Genomic DNA, 16,783 nt, shown 5'->3' with positions numbered 1-16,783 from the left:
ATTGTTTTAAAGGTTACATGTTACGCCGAAGGTGTAAGTTTTTAATGGCGGAAGAAATGACCCTGAACCTGATTCGGGGTCAACACCAAAATATTTAGTCCACGTTATCAGATTTTGTCCCTGAAAGAATATTCTGACTTCGCGGAAGATGCTTTCCCTAAGTGGAATAGTAAAACCAATTTCCACATTTTTCAACCGTATAAAAGAACCATCCGACACAGATGCCGTACTACTCTGGAATTGGGAATGCATAGGATTTGATGAAGATCTATAAGGCATGTAAATGCCAGCTGGATTATTCGGTGACCAGACGTTTAAAGCTTCGACAGGTAAATTATTCATGAGCCCGGGAGAGGGCATATTTGCATTATAATTTCTTTTTGACTGGTTTACATATTGAAAGAGAAATGATAAATTCCAATTTTTGTATTTAAAGGTATTATTCCAGCCACCAAAATACTTCATTGCAATATTTTCGATAGCCTGTTTATCGTCGGCCGTAATTTTTCCATCGCCGTTGTAATCTGTAAAAATATATTGACCTGTTTCGGGGTTTATGCCCTCCAGATTATACAATTTTATTGTTGAAGTAGGTTGCCCTATAACGAACTGGTTAGCGTAAGTAGAACCTTCCAGACCCGGGAAAGAGATCAGTTTATTTTTTGGGAAACTGATATTAAATGATGTATCCCAACGAAATGTGTTGGATGATAATGGTTTTGCGTTGAATTCAATTTCCAGCCCGGTGTTTTGTATTGTTGCATCTAAGTTTGCCAGCACAGAGGAAAACCCGGTTAGATTGGGAAGCTGGTAACCTATGAGTTGGTTTGATGATCTGTTGTTGTACCATGCTGTATTTATGTTAATCCGGTTATTGAAAAAGCCCAGCTCTAAAGCAATTTCCATCTTTCTTGTCTTTTCCCAACTGAAGTCGCCATTATACAGTCGTGATGGTATTAGACCTGTAATGTTATCATATTGTGAATTGGTTACACTGTAGGTATCGTAATATTGGTAATCGCCAATATTGTCGCTTCCAGTTGTACCATAGCTTGCTCTTAGCTTTCCAAAGCTAAGCCACTTGCTATCTTTGAGCATATTCTCTTTAGAAAAAATCCATGCAGCTCCGAGTGCCGCAAAGTTTGCGAATTTATTGTTGGGTCCAAATCTACTGCTACCGTCACGTCTTCCCGTAATATTTAAAATATATTTGTCTGCTAGCTGATAGTTAATTCTACCAAATAATGCAGCGTACTTGTAGTTTGTTGTAATCTGATCATTGATGGTTTTGTATTTCGCGGCTGCAATATTTTTTATAAATACGTTAGATTCAAAGCCAGAGCCTTGCATTGAGCTAGTCCCATTTTTTTCATGTTGATATGATGCTCCAAGAAGTATATCCAACTTGTGAATTCCTTTGTTGTACTTCCAGTTTATTTGCGGTTCAATGATATAGGAAAAACGATTGTTATTACTTTTGGAGGCACTGGAATAAGCACTTGATTGGCCAGAGATATATGCGGGATTGTTAATTGTGTTTGGACTTAATGCCCATTCTTCAAATGCTTGGTAATTAATGCCGGTATTAAGCTTCAGTATTAAATTGGGAATTAGTTCATATTGTGTATTTAGATTCGTAAGGTATTGGAGATTGTCGTAGGAATATGTTCCATTGTATGCTGCAGCAGGATTAGTAAATGTATTCTTCTCCCAATTTAGACTTCCATCAGCAGTATATAATGCGGGGGCATTTGCAGGTAAGATAAAAGCCTGCCTTGTAACATCACCATTGACAAAATTGTTCTTCTGATTTGAAAAGAGATTGCTTAGGTTTAGCTGGAATTTTTTATCCGTCGATCGATTCGATATGTTACCCGAAATAGTATTGGTTTTGTAATTGAACTTATCAGAGAATACTGTCGTTTGTTCATTATGCCCGAAACTCAATAAAAAAGTTGTGGTTTCACTTCCACCAGTAACCGACAAAAGGTTATTTGAAAATGTTGCAGTTTTACCGAAAAGTTCTTTCTGCCAATCCGTATTTCTGTTTTGATCCCACGTTCCATTAATATCATAAGCAGTAGCTGGATAGGCAGTAACACCGTTATTTTTAAATGCTTGACGCCTCATATTCAGGTACTGTTCCGTATCCATTAATTTTAGGTTCGATATTGCTTTACTAATGCCGTAAGATGTCGTGAAATTTAATCGTGGTTTTCCAGATTTTCCTTTTTTTGTAGTTATTAAAATAACGCCATTCGCGCCACGGGAACCATATATTGCGGTTGCGTCGGCGTCTTTAAGGATTTCCAGCGACTCAATATCCTGGGGGTTAATGCTGTTTAAGGGGTTGATTGAAGCGAATGGTAAAGAAGTTGCGCCATAGCGTGACGAAACTTCACCTCCGATCGGTACTCCGTCGACAACATACAGGGGTAGGCTACCATCAATGCCACTATTGGCAACTGTTCTTAAGCTATTTCTTCCACGGATTTGAACTTGATAGCCTCCACCAGGAGTACCACCATTTTGTGTAATACTTACTCCAGCCATTCTTCCTTGTGCAGTGGATAAAACGTTATTCACTGGCTGGTTCTGGATTTCTTTAGAACTGATTGTTGCAATGCTCCCAGTTTGCTCTTTTTTAGAAACTTTATAGTAACCAGCATTCAGCACTACCTCGTCGATGGTATGGATATCAGATGATTCTCGTATGGTGTCAGCTTGTATAATAGCAGGCGTAGGTGCTCCAATATTAGCCGATAGTGCCTTGTTCTTTTTTGGACGGATAATGATGCTATTGTTATATATTAATGGCTCGACCGGTATGTCTTTTAGCAGCTTTTTCAAACAATCCATTACTGCCTCGTTTTTACACTTGAAAGGTTGGACAGTATAATTTTTCAAGTCATCTGACGAGTAATTATACTGTATGCCATTTTCGGTAAGAAACTTTTCAACTGCTTGTGGTGCAGGAGTTTTACCGATTTCAAAATTTACCCGCATTTGCGAGAGATTCTGTTGGGCTTGTAGCCCTTGCCAGCCGAATAAGAGAAATACAGCGGCACTGCATAAAATTTTCATATTTTTGCATGTATTTAAAAATTAATAATTCCGTTAGTTTTATTAGTTGGATACAGGACCGACGGGCGCAACCGTCGGTCTGCTTTTTTCCAACTTATCATACGTTAAATGTCTGGGATCATGTCCGCAGTAATCATAGACCGGAGGTTACTCCTCCAATTCAAAAGTATTATCATTGGCTTTTTTTATAGTTAGGTTTAGTTGTACCGAAATCCTTTCAATGAGTTCATCTGCTGTCGCTTCCTGACTCAAAATTGATATTTTTGATGAAGCTTTATCTATAGGAAATTTGATTTTAATTGCATATTTCTTTTCAACAATCTTTAGAACATCCTGTAAATAAAAGTCAGTAAAGGCGAGGGTTGCAGTAATATTTTTGTTTTTGTTACCCGTATTAATTGTAGGTGCTACTATAGCAACTCGGTTTGAACCCATATTTGAAAATGTTTCCTTGGGATGTATAACATAAGACTCTTTGGGTTTTGCTGAGTTGCTCACCTGTACTTTGCCCTCGTAAAGATCCACATTAAAGGTAGTTCCTGTTTGCGTCACTTTAAAGACAGTGCCTAGCACTTTAGCTTCATAGGAACCTGCGTGTACGATAAATGGGTGTTTCTTTGATTTGCTGACCTCAAAAACTGCATTTCCTTCAAGAAATACATCCCTTGTATCAGAAGGGAAGGATTTGTCAACTGTTAATTTGGCTCCCTTGAGGAGTGTGACCTGCGAACCGTCTTTTAAGACTACCTCAGTGATGTCATCTTTTGCATGATAGACATCCGGTTTAAAGTAGGATTCATAAATGAAGATACCGCCAATGATTAAGATCGCAGCGGTTGTCATGATCATTGAATATAAAGCATGTTTCTTTTTTCTTTTCTTCGCTTCTTGTACTCTAATGCGAGCTATCACATTTTTCCACATCTCCTCAGATTCCTGATTTGATAACGGTTCAATTTGATGATGGTCTTTGTCCATAATTGAGAGCTTTATTACATTTACCATGAAATGTGTGGATTAGCCCCCCCTTAAACTGAAACATTAACTAAATTTAACTTTAATTAATAATTTTTAAGAATTGTTTTGCTGTTTTTTCAGGAAAATCATTGCTTTAGCAATCTGTTTCTTGACCGACTTTTTAGACAAGTTTAATTGATCTGCAATTTGTTCTTGACTGACTCCATTTAGTTTGTGCATAGTAAAAATCTGTCTCCTAGGATTTGGTAGTAATTCAATGTTTTCTTCAACTGTTTTGAGTAGTTCTTCTTTTTCAATTTTATCGTGCAAAAGGTCTAAAGAATCATCTGCTTTATCATAATATGCGACATTGATCGGTTGTTTGGTTTTTGCTGCAAGAAAGTTGAAGATTTCCTGATTGCATGTTTTAAAAATAATATTTTCTGTGTTACTGCCGCCTAGCGATTTTCTGTACTGCCAAAGATGAACAAATACATTTTGAGAAATGTCAAGGATATCATTTCTATCTGTGATTCTTCCAGCGACATAGCTAAATACGCGTTGCTGATATGTATTATAGATAATTTTATACATAGTTTCAGCATCTATTATATGTTTAGGAAGGAAGGACATGTTAGATTGGAGAAAAATCGTAGTACACAAAATTAAGTATATTTTATTAACTTATTAGATAAATATAGTGAAACTGTATTTATTTGTTAAAATTATTACATAGAAATATGTGATTACTGAACTTTAATCGCTATTTAGGTGTTTTTGTGATTTAGTAAATTCTAACAAGCAATATTTGCCGTTTGAAAATATTTGTATCTAACCGACAGTATATACTTACGAATGGTCTAGGCCATCTATTTGCTTGTGGGCTCTCCGCACTGCTTTTTTACAATAGTGTGCCTAGTTTCATGGCTTTTGTATTTCCCAATAGCGTGCTTGTGCAAAATTCAGAAAATATTGAATTATAATACGACAGGTTCTGACGCCATCTCGCTATAAATTCGCTGCACGAAAACAAAACACTTTAAGTACCAATGATAATTCAAAGAGTAAAGAAAACTGATGAATTTTTGATGATAGACTTACAGACCATTTAGACAACCCTGGTGATATTTCGTGGATTTTCATTCATTTGCTTTCAGCATCCGTAAAATCCCCATATGAAAAATAGTGTTTTTACGGACTCTTGATTGCAGGATTAAAATATCAAGAAAAAGTTGATTATCCGTAAAAACACGAAATAAAATATGGGAAAAACCCCAGTGCTGTGAAATATCATTTTGTTTAAATTTAGCCTATAATAATAAAACATAAACACTTATGAGAAAAACTTACGTGTGTGTGCTCGTGTTGTGCTCAATTGCAGGCACTAACGCCCAGGAAACAGTAGTCTGGCAAAAAGATATTAAATCCAATACACAGGATTTTTTAAGCCAGGTCACCACTACTATCGATCAGCAGTACCTGATCACGGGAAGCTCCATTCAGAGCAGTAAGCTACAAGACGGTAAACAGAACAATGGTTATGATTTCCATCTGATAAAACTCAACCAACAGGGCGAACAGGTTTGGGAGAAATATATCGCCGGACAAAACCATGATTATTTATCAGCAACGGTTACTACGCAGGATGGAGGATTTTTGGTTTCAGGCACCACGTATTCAAGCAAAGGGCTTGATAAAAAAGACGATTCCAAAGGCGGATCGGATATCTGGCTGATCAGGCTGAATGAATTTGGCGATGAACTGTGGCAGAAAACCTTGGGGACATCTTCAGATGAAGAAGCCAAAGCAGTCGTTCAAACCACTGACTTAGGATTTTTTGTAGCCGGAAATATGCAAAACTCATCCAAAGGGTATGGTTCCAAAGATGTCTGGGTCACCAGACTGGATAAAGAGGGAAAAGAGCTTTCTCAGCTTATTCTAGGGGGAAGAGGATTAGACGAAGTAGAGAAAATGATCCCAACAAAAGACGGCGGAGCATTATTGGGAATCTATTCGAGGAGTTCCGAGGTTCGGGGTTCGGGTTCCGGAATTGGGAATTCTGAAACTAAACCTTCGACTGAAAGACCTGCTGCCTCAACAGCCATTAGCCAAATGCCAAAAGCCAGCAGCAATTTCGGTGAAGGCGACTACTGGATCGTCAAACTGGATAAAAACGGAAAAGTAGAATGGGAAAAGAACTTTGGAGGAGAAGGAGATGACCATATCAGAACCCTGGCTTTAACTTCAACCGGTTTTATTATCGGAGGAGAATCCAGATCCGAAAGATCCGGAAATAAATCAGTGGGCATAGAAGAAGGTACAGACCTTTGGCTTATTTCTTTGAACGAAAGAGGAGATGAACAATGGCAGAAATCCTACAATTTCAAGAACAGGGATATTTTAATGGGGATGAATGTGATACAGAGTCAAGAGCTGAGAGCCAAGAATCAGGATGCCACCAAAGGAATATTGCTGGGTGGTTATACTCAGGCGGAAGGAAGAATAGAGAAAGATGATGAAACCTTCTGGATGCTCTATCTTGACGGCAACGGAAATGAACAGTGGAGAAAACATGTAAATGGAGACTCCAGAAAAAGAGAGGAGAGACTTTCAGATCTGAAACTTAACAGAGACGGCTCAATTGTTCTGGCCGGAACCAGTGCTGAGGAATTAGGAAAAGAGAACTGGAAGATTGTAAAGCTGGGAGACAAACAGGTGGATCAGCTGATCGAAAAGCATGATATAAAGATCTATCCGAATCCTGTTTCAGACTATGCTTATGTAGAAATAGGCTTTGATTTTAAGGAAGCTGACATTATGCTGTACGACATGAGTGGAAGACAGCTTCAGAATATAAAAACTAAAAATAATGTTACCAAATTGAGTACACAAGCGCTTGTTCAGGGTGCTTATCTGGTGACCATAAAAACGGATACGAATAAAACGGCGAATGCTAAATTGATTAAAAAATAAAAAACTAAAAATCATGAAAAAAATAAATGTGCCCATTTGTATGCTTCTGGCATTTCAATTATACAGTGGGCAGGCGTCATCCGAGCCCAATAACAATTACGGATTACCCAAAATAGTAGCTCCATCCCAGGAAACATTTGCCAGTAGCAGGATCAGCTTTGAACAATCTTCCAACGGTGATTTTACCCATCAGATTCCTATTTATAGCCAACTCCGTACCCCAATATCTTTAAGCTACTCCAGTGGCGTTAGAGCAGATGATATTGGGACTAGCACTGGAATGTCCTGGATACTGACCGCTCCGGGCGTTATTTCAAGAGTGGTAAAAGATGAAACAGACGAAAATAATACCAACTGGAAACCTGAAACGATTAGTGAAACCGCTGATTTACTTGCCATAAAAGAAGCTGCAAGAACAGGAAATGCAATAGATACCGAATATGACTGGTTTAATTTTTCAGTGGCCAATGGATTATCCGGTAGTTTTTATATTAACAGTAATTTACAGGTTTTTACAGAGTCAAAAGATAAGGTGAAAATTGAAATTTTTGATCTGAATGCCCCTGTATTTGGATACGGAAAACTATTCCGTTTTAAATTGACCGATAAAACCGGGACAGAATATTATTTTGGAGGGTCGGTAGAGAATATTGAAAGGTCCACCACTCAAAGCGCCGGACCTGACCGGAGTGCCATTACAGGCTGGTATTTATACAAAATAATCAGCCCCGACAAAAAGGAAACTAATTTTACTTATATCACAGAAAATCTCAATTATTATTCCTCATTGAATGCAGGGTTTAATCTACTTCAAAAATGCCCGAGTGATCCAACGGGGGTTCAATATACTTACAGTGATATTGTTAAAAACAAAGTAAGCCAGCAATCCTACAAACCGAGACTTACTCTTATTTCAGAAGATAATAAGAATGTTTCTTTCATTTATGGAAAAGCGCGAAATGATTTATTTACCAGCAATGCTGAAAATAACCTTCTGACTTCCATTGAAATAAAAAACGGGAATTTACTGGTGGAAAAATATAACCTGGAATATCAGGATGTCCAGGCACTAACTGCCGCTACGTATTATAATCTACCTTCTAACGAAACCACTACCAGAAACAGACATTTTTTAAAATCATTAAAAAACGTTACTAAAAACACCAGTACAGATTTCAGCTATTATAATCTGGAAAAACTTCCGGCAAGATTTAGTCTGAATGTTGATTACTATGGTTATCCCAATAATGCCAGTAATGTTTCCCCTTTCCCTGTTCCCGGACCTACCAATAACTTTGGTATTTTTAAATTGATGGGAGCTTATATGCCTTTAACAATGCTTTCTGCTAACAGGGAAGTGCTGCCATCATGGGCCTCAACAGGGAATTTAAAACAAATCACCCATCCAACCAAAGGAATTTCCGAAATTTTTTATGATCCCAATTCAAGCGCTGGAGCCACCACCAAAGAAATCATGGAGTTAGGTGGTGTGGAAGCCCGATATAATCCCTGTGATGCGTCCCATCATTTTCCCACAGGGACCTTTACTTTTGTTTCCAATGGAAAGGATATTCATTATTTTGCAGTGGCTGGCCCTGATCCGGTACAAGGATGTTACGAGCCGGAGCCTAAGTTGGTCAAGCATACTTTAACTATTACGGATGTAACAACAGGAAATAATGTGCGTACAGTTGCCGGCAATGCTACTAAAGAATTCGATTCTGACGCGCCAGGTTCTTCTCCTATAGGTACGGTAGCCGGGCATACCTATACAGTGGAATACAACGTTAAGGGAGTCGCAGCCTCATCCGGAGCTGCTAGAATTTACTATAATGCCCATAATGTTACCACGTATGAACCAACATATTTCGGAGGAAGTAGGGTTTCCTCCATCAAAGAATCTGATGTAGAAGGCCATAGCTATACCCGGAAATTTTATTATAATCCACTCTCAAAGATTACAGACCCCAAAACGTCAGTTGCAGATTATAACCTGACCTATATAGGAGCTGCTATCCGCCAAACTTCAAGGTCATGTCTGTCCGGTACATTTCCATCCGTAGAGATAGTCAATATTTATACAGCTAGCCAGGATAATCTGCTGCCTAATTTTAACCATAGAAAAAACAAGGTCACCTATACCGATATCACAGAGGTTATAGAAAATAAAAGTGCGGTAGAGAAAAAGTTTAGTTATGTTCCCAATACAGGCTATAATATTGGAAGGCCACCCGAGATTTATAACACGGCGGATACCAATTATGGAGAAGAAAAATCTTATTTATTGCTGGAGGAAAATAGCTATCAATATGAAAATTCGGCTTTTAAGAAGCAGCTTACAAAAGCTTATAAGTATGAGTACAGCCAGCTAAAAAGCCTTAAAAACTATGTCTTTAAAGAAAACTTTGCCTATTTTCCAGATCCTGCACAGGACCAGCTCCTCAATATATCATATGGGTTTTATGACAACTATTATGGGTTTTACAATCCTACAGAAGTAAAAACTACAGAATATCTGCCGGATAATTCTGTGGTGACTACTACCAGCTTCAGCAGCTATGGCAACCCGAACCATTATCAGCTAACCTCTTCAAAAACTGTATTTACGGATGGTTCTACCCAGGAAACAAATTATAGTTATGCTCATGAAAAAGGAAACCCACTGATGATCAGTAAAAATATGATCGGTATTCCTTTGGAAACGAAAACGGTGCAAACAGTAAATAATGTAACAAAAACCCTTTCCAGAACAGAGACCATTTATCCAACGGTTTTACCACACGTTGCCACTGGAAACCTGGTACTTCCTGTTTCTATTTTAAGTTATGATAATCTAAACAATGCAAGTTCTAAAGAGGTCAGCTTTGATAAATATGATGAACAGGGGAATATTCTGCAATACACGAAAAAGGATGGTATTCCAGTTAGTATTGTCTGGGGATATAATAAGACTGAACCAATTGCAGAGATCGTTGGAGCGACCTATAGCCAGGTTGCAAGCCTTATCTCTGATATTGTAGCCAAATCGAATGAAGATGCCACAGATCCTACAAAAGAAGCGGCCTTGCTTATAGCGCTTGAAAATTTTAAGCCGATCGGTTCGGTCACAAAATACACCTATGATCCGTTGGTGGGTGTAACGCATATTATCCCTCCATCCGGAATCAGAGAGCAATATATTTACGATACTACCAATAGGCTCAAAGAAGTAAAGGTCAGGGAAAAAGACGCTTCGGGAAATTACATCATGAGAACCGTTAAGCAATTCACGTTTAACTATAAACCGTAACACCAATGAAAAAGCAATTTATTAGAAAACTATTGGCAATAACAGGTTTATTGTCTATATCAACCCTATCAGTAACCAATGCACAAACGCAAACGGAAAACTATATCCAATCAAAAACCTGTCTCAATGGTGATTGTACACAAAAATCAGAAACGATTACGTACTTTGATGGATTAGGAAGAGCTAAGCAGGTCATCAATGTAAAAGCCACGACAACTGGAAAAGACCTCGTTACACCAATTACTTATGATGTTTTCGGCAGGCAAACCAAAGATATACTTCCTGTTCCAATAGCTACACAAAATTCATCCATCCATTCAGGAGTAACGAATGAAAATACAGCTAATTCTTATTATGGAGTAAGCAATGCCTATGCTGAAAAAGAAATAGAAAGTTCCCCTCTGGACAGGGTTCTACAACAGGGACAGGCAGGTGATGTTTGGAAATTGGGATCAGGACATTCCACAAAATACAAATATGAAAGTAATACCGGGAATGAAGTAAAGCAATTTGTAACAAGTACCTCTATAAGTACGGCAAATGGCATTTCAACTACTGTTAATTCTATACCTGTTGCTGCTGGCAGTGGTTTTCATAATGCAGGCACACTTTATAAAAATACGGTAACTGATGAAGATGGAAATCCTGTCACTCAGTTTGAAAATGCGCGTGGACAGACATTACTTATCAGAAAGAATGATGGAACACAGAATATTGATACTTACTATGTTTATAACGAATATAATCAGAAGGCATTTGTAATTCCGTCATTAGCAATCAAACAAATTGAACAAAATAATAATGTGATCAGCCAGTCAATTTTGGATGACTTATGTTATCAGTATCGTTATGACGGACAGGACAGAGAGGTTGAAAAAAAGCTACCCGGAAAAGGCTGGGAATATACGGTCTATGATAATGCTGATAGGCCTATTCTTTCACAGGATGTTAACTTACGTGCCCAAAGTAAATGGATGCTCACAAAATACGATAAGTTGGGCAGGCTGGCCTACACAGGCTTAATTACGGGGGCAGAAGAAAGGATTGTGTACCAATATCTGATTAATAATGTAATTGTTACTGAAACACCAACTACTTCCGGATTTAATAAGAATGGGATAATGGTGTATTATACGGATAATTATTTTGCAGGTGCAATATCTACGGTATTAACAGTCAATTATTATGATAGCTACCCACGGGATACAAAAGAATTTCCGCCATCTAAAATTCTTGATCAATTTGTAATTAGTGACGATGGTACTGCTAATGGTGGGGTATCCACTCTCAATATGCCCACTGCCTCTTATGTAAAAAACATTGAAGATGACAACTGGACCAAAACTTACTTTTATTACGATACAAAAGGTAGGAAAGTTGGGGAAAAGAGCTGGAACCATCTTGGCGGGTATACCAAAAAAGATTTTAAGGTTGATTTTTCGGGTATGGTGGAAGAGAGCTACACCTGGCATCTTAAAAGTCCTTCTGACACGGAGGTGAAAATCAAGGAAAGATTTGTTTACGATAATCAAAAGAGGATTCTGAAACAATATCACCAGGTGAATACCAATCCGGAAGAATTACTGGCAGAAAATACTTACAATGAGATCGGGCAGCTTGTTAATAAAAAGACAGGAAATACTACAGGAACACCTTTGCAGTCTGTAGATCTTTCTTACAATATCAGGGGATGGCTTACCAAGGTCAATGATCCTGCCAGCTTAAATGGAAAACTCTTCGCCTATGAAATCAAATATCATAATCCTTCTTATGCCAACGTTTCTGCAGGAAAATATAATGGAAATATTTCAGAGATCGACTGGGCAAGCGCGGATGATGGAAAATTCAGAAGATACAATTATCAGTATGACGGATTGGATAGGCTAAAGAATGGAATTTACTCAGAACCTACTGCCACGGTTCCACCGAATAATTATTATAATGAAACCCTGACCTATGATGTCAACGGAAATATCCAAACTTTAAAAAGAAACAGGTTGTTGTCAAATGTAGGAGCTGTAGTGATGGATAACCTCACCTATACCTATACAGGGAACAGGCTTATTACAGTAAATGATACTTCTGGAAATTATGGTGGCTACCCCGAAGTTTCTGGAAATCAAATCCCTTATGATGGTAATGGCAATATGATCAGCCATGTGGATAAAGGGATGTTGCAGATTGACTACAATTACCTTAATCTTCCCAACTACATAAAATTTGATAAGCAGTACATTTCCCACGACTTTCACAATACTTATAATGTCAATACCAGATACCTTTATAGTGCGGCTGGGAGTAAGCTAAGAAAGGTTTATAGGTACGGCTCCGGAAGAACCAATGTAGAAACTCAGAGTAGTACTGATTACCTGGACGGGTTTCAATATACTGATAATGAGCTCAATTTTCTACCTACTTCAGAAGGGTACTATGATTTTATTCAAAATAAGTATATTTACAACTATACAGATCAGGTAGGAAACATCAGATTAGCGTATTATAAAGATGCTTCCGGAAATGTAAAAATAGACAGAACCAACCATTACTATCCTTTCGGATTAGAATTTGGCGGAGAGTTAGGTACAAGTAATTCAATTACACCAAATTACACCTATTCCAGCCAAGGACAAGAAAAACAGATGGAAACAGGGTGGAGTTCTTATAGATGGAGGAATTATGATGCTGCGATGGGCAGGTTTTTTAACATTGACCCGCTTGCAGAAGATTATAACACGTGGTCAACCTTTGCTTTTAGTGGAAACAGGGTGGTTGATGCTAGAGAGCTAGAGGGATTAGAACCTAAGAAAGTAAATGAAGTGAGCCTTCCTGGTAATGACCCAATGGAGTTTGCTGAGTTTATTATGGGAGGGGCTAGTAGTGTAAGAGCTGCGGTTGCAAATAGCGTTGCACGAACCATTAACGTTCTTACCAATGATGCTGTAAAAAGTAAATATGTTGTTGAGGAAGACGGCGGGTTAACTTTGCGCACAGGTGTTCCAAAAGAATCCTTTAAAGAGAAAGCTGTCAATGGTGCTTTTGATTTAGCTACTATAGCACTTGCAGCAGTAGGAGGGCCTGAAGGTGTATTAACATCTCGGGGTACAAAATCCACGGCAATAAAGGCAATTGACGAAGTTAAAGCCGAGGCTAAAGCTATTTCTAAGGCGGCAGTAGAGAAAAATGGAACTTTAAACACAGGGCCTTTTGCTGGAGAAGGTTATCCTGCTGTAAATGGGCACAGCAGAAAGTTCACGGCAACAGAAAGAAAAGCAATTAAGGAACAAGGTTACAGCCTTGGTTGTCATACTTGTGGTCAAAAAAATCCAGGTACTAAATCGGGAAATTTTATTTTAGATCACCAACCTGCAAATGCTTTGGTTCCAAATGGCTGGCCACAAACTTTTTTCCCGCATTGCAAATATTGTAGTGCTAGTCAAGGGGGAATAATTTCAGGAATGAAAAGGCAGGGTATATTACCGAAAATAAGTAAATAGAATAAATATATGATAGCATACAAAGGAATTCAAATCAATATTGTAGATAATCTTTATGTTGAAACCAAAGAATTAGATTCTTATATAACAAAAGAAATTAGAGTCATTATTGGTAATAACGAGCCGGAAAACTATATAGACGTTATTAAATACATGATAGATTATATTGTAGATAATAAACCTATTATTTCTGAAAACCAAAATATTGGCTATTATTCATGGCTTTTACAATTTAGACTAGTTGAAGAAAACTTCTATGATCTATATGAAGTAAACCCTGATGGTAGTGGTTTTAATAAAGGTTGTGATACTGCAATTTCAGTTGTTAGGCAACAAGGGGAAATATGTTGTCAACAAAATCTTACTCCTCTTTTTCCAAATTTCAATCAGTCTGTTATTATATCTGATGGTGTTTACGAAGGAAAAGATATAGAAGGAATTAGATATGACTCATCTCAGGATGAGAGTGGGTGGTACCTTATCACAGATGATTATAATGACGATATTAAGTCATTAAAAATGGTGCATTTTTATCATGTTGCTTTTGCTCGTCCCGATATTTTGAAATATTTAGCTTTGCCTTTTGGATACAGATTTTTAATGAAAGAAGGAAGTATTGAAATACAAAAGAATGAGGAGGAATAATTCTCAATTTAAAAGCAACTTAAAATTAGCATGTCAGAAATAGAGCGAATTGCAATCTTCGTTGTAGACTTAGCAAAATATTTTATATTTATCGAAACTAAATTTCGTATTTGAGAAAATTTCTATGAAAAATGAAAATCTGACTAAGTATATAACAACTATAGTGGGAATTAATGAAAAGGTTGACCGTCATTGGGATGAGGCTACTATAAGTTTTATTGATATTTTTACATGTGATGATCCGATTTATCCCAACATAAAAATTTTCGGCACAATAGGTGTGTCTGACCACCCCAATAGAATTGAAATGAAAGATGGTAATTTTCAAGATATTCCTATTGAGCTTCTTATTGCCGGATATAAAGAGTTTGATATGTTAGCAAATATTTTATCCACAGCAGGATTTTATATTACTAAGAAAAGGTGGGATTGTCAACCAGGATCAGTCTTTATGCGAATTGTTGACATGTATTATGAAGAGTCAGAAATGAAACACATTATGTTTGTATCACCATTTCTGTGGGATAAGTTGCAGCCATTGCACCTTGAAACAAAGACTGTACATTGGCTTTTAGGTACTCCAATTTCTGATAAGGAACTAGAATTCAGAATGAAAAATGGAGCATCTGCATTGGAAAATATATTTCAAGAGAAAGACATTGACATATTTGACATTAATAGAAAGTCAGTAATATAGTTATTATTTTATTCTGTTGTAAAGCTCTTGCTCCTACAAATTTTAGAGAAAATAAGAAAAGATTATTTATCATAACAAATGTTTATGAATTTTATAGCACGGCTTACTATCCGTGCTATTTTTTAGGTAAGATCAGGTTGGAAAATTAGACTGGCGTATTATAAAGATGCCTCCGGAAATGTAATAATAGACAGAACCAACCATTACTATCCCGCAGAGGTGATGTTATATCATTTGATTTTACTATATCTGAAACTAAAATGAATTCATTATATTTTACCTTGCCATTTTATTTTGACGATGATTTACAAGAACTGCGATTAGAAGATAGAACAGTTATTTTTCCATTAATCGTTCGAGTTTATAATGAAGAAGCCCAATTGATAAGACAAGAGGGTTTGGAATAGGTTAGAAGAATTTTTGGTAGAAAATGAAAAATAGGACTATGTATAAGTTTAGATTTTATTTTCCAACCTTTACTAACGAAAAAATAAAAGTTGAATTTGATTATATGACATCAGATGGTACTACAGACCCTATAAAAAAGACAGTTGAATGTAAAAAAGAGAATAATTATTATCCCTGTTTTATCCCTGTTAAAAATAAAGATCAACTAATTGCGGGGATTACAACGATATTATCAGAAAAGAAAGGTGAAGAAGATGTAGTTTTTTCATCTTCAAGCATGTATGTAACTGTTCCACAATAAGCGTAGTAACCTTGCAAGGGAACAAATATTGTAATTTGGAAAATCAGTATATTACCTTAAGGCTTTGTATATTAAGTTTTTAACTATTCTATAGTACTGACTTTTTTACTTTAAAACAATTACATTGCTTGGGGGAATCTAAGGTTTGATTACATTTTTCAGCTCTTTAATCTCGTTCATTAGGCCTAAAAGTAATTCCTTGACATCTTGATCGGCAAAATCAGTAATTTCCTGTTCCTGACTTGAGAAGCTACCAGCATATTGCCAAGCTTCCCATAGGTCGGTAAAAGGAATATAATAACTATCATAAAAAGTATTATCAGATTTGACTGTTATTGAAGTTTCATTGATACTTTCGAGCCGTTTAAATACAAATCCATTACGAGTGATCAATAGGTAAGTTTTTCCAATTTTCATATCGGACAGGCTTTCAATGTATTTACCAATTATATATGTACCATCCGCGTATGGTGGCATTGAATCACCTTCGACAGGAAACGCCCTGTACTTTCCATTATGTAAAAATGGAAGGGACATGGTTTTTAAAGTTTCAATATATTCAGGATCAGTGTATCCTACCAAATAGCCCATTGATGCTTTGTATGGTACTATTTCAATTTGGTTTTCCCCAGTTGAATCTGTTTTGATGGGAAGTAAGATTCTATTATCAGGTAAATTAAGAATTTCCTGTAGCTTGTGTTTCCTTAGGTCAAGGGTAATCAGAAGATCTACACTTATTTTATAGAAACGTGATATCTTGATTAGAATATCAATTGGTGGCTCGGTTTTTCCATCTTCATATTTACTATAACGCCCCCGCGTAATAACGAGCGCATCAGCTACCTTTTGTTGCGAAACTTGTAATTCATTCCTTAGAAAGCGCAGATTTTCAGCGAGTAATAACATTTGCTATGATTTATAGCAACAAATTTAGT

General features: G+C 37.0%; 11 protein-coding genes. 7 read left to right on the top strand and 4 right to left on the bottom strand.

Annotated elements, in window-relative coordinates:
- Positions 1–6: 6 nt before the first annotated feature.
- The 3 genes from DRF65_RS11375 to DRF65_RS11365 all read right to left on the bottom strand — a co-directional run bounded on the left by DRF65_RS11375 (position 7) and on the right by DRF65_RS11365 (position 4,635).
- Positions 7–3,084 carry a SusC/RagA family TonB-linked outer membrane protein gene (locus DRF65_RS11375; protein WP_228438645.1) on the bottom strand — a complete coding sequence of 1,026 codons (3,078 nt, stop codon included), beginning with the start codon at positions 3,082–3,084 and terminating at the stop codon, positions 7–9.
- Between the two features lie 147 nt (positions 3,085–3,231).
- A complete protein-coding gene (locus DRF65_RS11370) occupies positions 3,232–4,062 on the bottom strand; it encodes a FecR family protein (protein WP_165852216.1) in 831 nt (276 codons plus the stop codon).
- Positions 4,063–4,155: 93 nt separating this feature from the next.
- On the bottom strand, positions 4,156–4,635 hold the full coding sequence (locus tag DRF65_RS11365; RefSeq protein WP_165852215.1) for a sigma-70 family RNA polymerase sigma factor: 480 nt from the start codon (positions 4,633–4,635) through the stop codon (positions 4,156–4,158).
- Between the two features lie 741 nt (positions 4,636–5,376).
- Here DRF65_RS11365 and DRF65_RS11360 point away from each other — a divergent pair.
- The 7 genes from DRF65_RS11360 (at position 5,377) to DRF65_RS11330 (ending at position 15,848) form a co-directional block, all read left to right on the top strand.
- Positions 5,377–7,014 carry a T9SS type A sorting domain-containing protein gene (locus tag DRF65_RS11360; RefSeq protein WP_115970876.1) on the top strand — a complete coding sequence of 546 codons (1,638 nt, stop codon included), beginning with the start codon at positions 5,377–5,379 and terminating at the stop codon, positions 7,012–7,014.
- A 13-nt stretch (positions 7,015–7,027) separates the two neighbouring features.
- Positions 7,028–10,303 (top strand): RHS repeat domain-containing protein, encoded by a 3,276-nt coding sequence (locus tag DRF65_RS11355; protein WP_115970875.1) that lies wholly within the window; start codon positions 7,028–7,030, stop codon positions 10,301–10,303.
- A 5-nt stretch (positions 10,304–10,308) separates the two neighbouring features.
- On the top strand, positions 10,309–13,797 hold the full coding sequence (locus DRF65_RS11350; protein WP_115970874.1) for a DUF6443 domain-containing protein: 3,489 nt from the start codon (positions 10,309–10,311) through the stop codon (positions 13,795–13,797).
- A 9-nt stretch (positions 13,798–13,806) separates the two neighbouring features.
- Positions 13,807–14,442 (top strand): immunity protein Imm33 domain-containing protein, encoded by a 636-nt coding sequence (locus DRF65_RS11345; RefSeq protein WP_115970873.1) that lies wholly within the window; start codon positions 13,807–13,809, stop codon positions 14,440–14,442.
- A gap of 124 nt (positions 14,443–14,566) precedes the next feature.
- Positions 14,567–15,139: a suppressor of fused domain protein gene (locus DRF65_RS11340; RefSeq protein ID WP_115970872.1), complete on the top strand. Its 573-nt coding sequence runs from the start codon at positions 14,567–14,569 to the stop codon at positions 15,137–15,139.
- Between the two features lie 227 nt (positions 15,140–15,366).
- Entirely contained in the window at positions 15,367–15,546 is a 180-nt protein-coding gene (locus DRF65_RS29255) for a suppressor of fused domain protein (RefSeq protein ID WP_394337817.1), read from the top strand.
- Positions 15,547–15,584: 38 nt separating this feature from the next.
- Complete coding sequence (locus DRF65_RS11330; RefSeq protein ID WP_123947326.1) at positions 15,585–15,848, top strand: hypothetical protein; 264 nt, start codon at positions 15,585–15,587, stop codon at positions 15,846–15,848.
- A 138-nt stretch (positions 15,849–15,986) separates the two neighbouring features.
- On the opposite strand, the gene DRF65_RS11325 is transcribed toward DRF65_RS11330, so the two are convergent.
- A complete protein-coding gene (locus DRF65_RS11325) occupies positions 15,987–16,754 on the bottom strand; it encodes an XRE family transcriptional regulator (RefSeq protein ID WP_115970869.1) in 768 nt (255 codons plus the stop codon).
- Positions 16,755–16,783: the final 29 nt, after the last annotated feature.

The organism is Chryseobacterium pennae (genome assembly GCF_003385515.1).
Classification (GTDB): Bacteria; Bacteroidota; Bacteroidia; order Flavobacteriales; family Weeksellaceae; genus Chryseobacterium; species Chryseobacterium pennae.
Note: the sequence above shows the minus strand (reverse complement) of the source record. Positions and strands in the feature narration are given on the sequence as shown.

Bases quoted from the DNA above. Each gene is read 5' to 3' on its own strand.
- DRF65_RS11330 (WP_123947326.1), top strand. From the start codon at position 15,585: ATGTATAAGTTTAGATTTTATTTTCCAACCTTTACTAACGAAAAAATA.
- DRF65_RS11360 (WP_115970876.1), top strand. From the start codon at position 5,377: ATGAGAAAAACTTACGTGTGTGTGCTCGTGTTGTGCTCAATTGCAGGC.
- DRF65_RS11345 (WP_115970873.1), top strand. From the start codon at position 13,807: ATGATAGCATACAAAGGAATTCAAATCAATATTGTAGATAATCTTTAT.
- DRF65_RS11325 (WP_115970869.1), bottom strand. From the start codon at position 16,754: ATGTTATTACTCGCTGAAAATCTGCGCTTTCTAAGGAATGAATTACAA.
- DRF65_RS11340 (WP_115970872.1), top strand. From the start codon at position 14,567: ATGAAAAATGAAAATCTGACTAAGTATATAACAACTATAGTGGGAATT.
- DRF65_RS11355 (WP_115970875.1), top strand. From the start codon at position 7,028: ATGAAAAAAATAAATGTGCCCATTTGTATGCTTCTGGCATTTCAATTA.
- DRF65_RS11375 (WP_228438645.1), bottom strand. From the start codon at position 3,084: ATGAAAATTTTATGCAGTGCCGCTGTATTTCTCTTATTCGGCTGGCAA.
- DRF65_RS11350 (WP_115970874.1), top strand. From the start codon at position 10,309: ATGAAAAAGCAATTTATTAGAAAACTATTGGCAATAACAGGTTTATTG.
- DRF65_RS11370 (WP_165852216.1), bottom strand. From the start codon at position 4,062: ATGGACAAAGACCATCATCAAATTGAACCGTTATCAAATCAGGAATCT.
- DRF65_RS11365 (WP_165852215.1), bottom strand. From the start codon at position 4,635: ATGTATAAAATTATCTATAATACATATCAGCAACGCGTATTTAGCTAT.